The 2,671-nt window shown below is 65.3% G+C and carries 1 protein-coding gene; it reads right to left on the minus strand.

Features of this window, described 5'->3' with window-relative positions; all coding sequences use genetic code 11:
* A partial coding sequence (locus tag WB785_RS09195; protein ID WP_424078617.1) for an FtsK/SpoIIIE domain-containing protein occupies positions 1 to 2,671 on the minus strand: 2,671 nt, incomplete at both ends.

Below are 2,671 nucleotides of genomic sequence, written 5' to 3' on the forward strand. Positions count from 1 at the left end.
GCTCCAGCCCGAACTTGGCGGGCAGCCGGCGCACCGGCGGAGCGTGGCCCGCCGCCACCCGGCTGACTGCCGCCGCGACGTTGTCGGACTCGAACACGTTGTCCGGCGTGCTCGCCAGCGCAGGCCGGGCGACCAGCGTGTGCAGACCCGATTGCGGATCGCTGTCCAGCCGTACGTAATTCACCGCGACCATGCCGCGGCCCGGCTTGACGGGAACGTCCTTGGCGAACCGCGAGCGCACCAGCTTCGCGTCTTCGACTGCGGCCAGCCGCAGCTCGATCCGGGAGCCGAAACCGCTACGCACCGGCGGACGCAGCTCGGACTCGCGATCGGCCGTGACCACCACATGCACCCCGAACGACGGGCCCTGGTTGATGATCTGGTTGACCTGCTCGATCAGCACCTCATTCTCTTCGGCCAGCGCCCGGTAGTTGTCGATAACCAGGTACACATCGCCGAAGCCGTCGTTGGGCACGCTGCCGGCCTCCCCGCCGAACTTGCGCCGACGGAACACGTCCATCGAGGGCACGTCGTACTCGAGGAAGGTGCGCTTGCGCTCACGCAGCAGCGCCAGCAACTCCGCCACCGTGCGGCGGACACCATAAGGGTCGGTGGGGCCGACGACCTCACCGACGTGCGGTAGCCCCGCCACCGTTGTCAGCGCGGTACTGCTGTAGGCCAGCACGTAGAACTGGACCTGCTCGGGCGTATGGGTCAGCGCCGCCGACGAGATCAGCGTCTGCAACGCGGTGGTCTTGCCCGAGCCACCCGCACCGAGGATCAGCACGTTGGAACCAGGTCCGGAGGTGTCCACCGTCCACGGCGGCTGGTCGTGCTTGAACGGCCGGTCGATGATCCCGATTGGGAAGACCAAGTTTCTTGCCGTGCCGTATTCCTCCTGCCACGGCCGACCGAGGAACCGGTTCACCAAGTTTTCGATCGACACGGGCACATCGAGCGGCGGCTGCCACAACCGGTAGGGCTCGAAGTCGATCCGGCGTAGCTGATCGATGATCACCGTGCCGACCCTCGGCGTACGGATTGCCTCTTCCTCTTCCTCTTCGGGCTCGTCGGCTATCTCGCCGCCCGAAGCCTCGCCGTTGCCGCCGAGGATCTCACCGTTGGTCAGCGCGTCGAAGTCGTCCGGACCGCTGACACTGACCTCGATAGGCGTGAAGCCGGTGGTAAACAGTTGTGGCCGAATGTAATCCACGGAATGCGTCAGCGCCGCGGGGCCATCGTCGTCGAGCGAAACGCCGCGGCGGTAGTCGCGCCACAGGAACTCCGCCTGGAAGCGGATGATCTCCTCAAGGCTCTTGCGGAAGTAGCCCAGACCGGCCTGAGCGGGCAGGTTCACCGCGTTGGGCACCCCCGCCGCCTGTGCAGCACCGGCGGTACGTGCCTTCAGCACCAACCGGTAACCCATGTTCTCCATGAGCTTTTCGGCACGGCTCTCGATCGTCTGCGAGGCCATCATCAAGTGAATCCAGTAGGCACGACCCTGTCGGCCGATCGAGTCCAGCACGTCGACCGCGGTCGGCATAATCCGGAACCACTCGTAGAACTCGTCGATGACCACCACCAGCATCGGCAGCGGCGGAATGTCCTGACCACGTGCGCGCATCCGGCCGCGCATCTCGTTGTACTCCTTGGCGTCATCGACACCGGCGTCGTCGCACACCGCTTTGCGGCGCGCGATCTCGCCCCACAGCGAGTCCAGGAAGCGTTCCATCAGCGCCTGGTCTTCTTCCAGGTCGGTGATGATCCGCGACACGTGCGGCACACCGGAGAACGGCTTGACCGCCGATCCACCCTTAAGGTCGGCCAACACGAACTGCAGCTCGTCCGGCGGATGCCCCAGCATCAGCGACTCGAGCACAGTGCGCACCAGCGTGGACTTACCCGAACCGGTGGTACCCGACATAACCCCGTGCGGGCCGTCGCCGCCTTCGTCGAGGGACTTCATGTCCAAGAACAGCAGCTCGCCGTTGTCGGAGCGGTTACCGAACGGGATGCGCAACCGGGACCGGCTGGACAGCCCGTCTCGCCTGTTGCCCCACAACGACTCGAAGTCGATCTCGGCCGGATCTTCAATCCCGTAGTAGGACAGGATGTCTCGGGCACCGATCTGTGCTACCCGCTGGCCGATCTCCTCGTATGCCTCGGCCAGTCGCCAGTGCGCCATACGCTGGGCGAACTGCTCGGCCTCGATCTCGGTCACATAGTCGGCCAGAGCGAAGAACCACCGGTTGTCGTCGATCACCATCCAGGTGTCGCGGTCACGGGGCAGCGCCTCGATCACCCCGACATCGTTGGTGAACTTCAGCACCCGCTCCGGGTTACCGGTCCACAACGCAGAACCGGTCAGGTCAAAGAACGTGACACCGTCAACGCCGTCGACGCTGATGACGTATTCCCATTGCGGGTCGTCGACGTCGGCGATGATCACGTGGTGCGGCGTCGGTGTCTCAGCCGACGAGCTTGCGTGCCGAGGCGTGAAAGACCCACGCCCGGCGAACAATTCGGCCTGGTCGGCGGCGAACTCACGGACCGACCCGTACACCATCCGGATATTGCCCGCGGCGTCGCGGCGGCGCGGATCGCCGAAGTGCGGCAGCCACTTGACCCAGTCCCACTTGCTCATGTCGGACGTGACCACGATCATCTGCAC

Source organism: Mycobacterium sp., assembly GCF_049585075.1.
In the GTDB taxonomy this organism is placed as follows: Bacteria; Actinomycetota; Actinomycetes; order Mycobacteriales; family Mycobacteriaceae; genus Mycobacterium.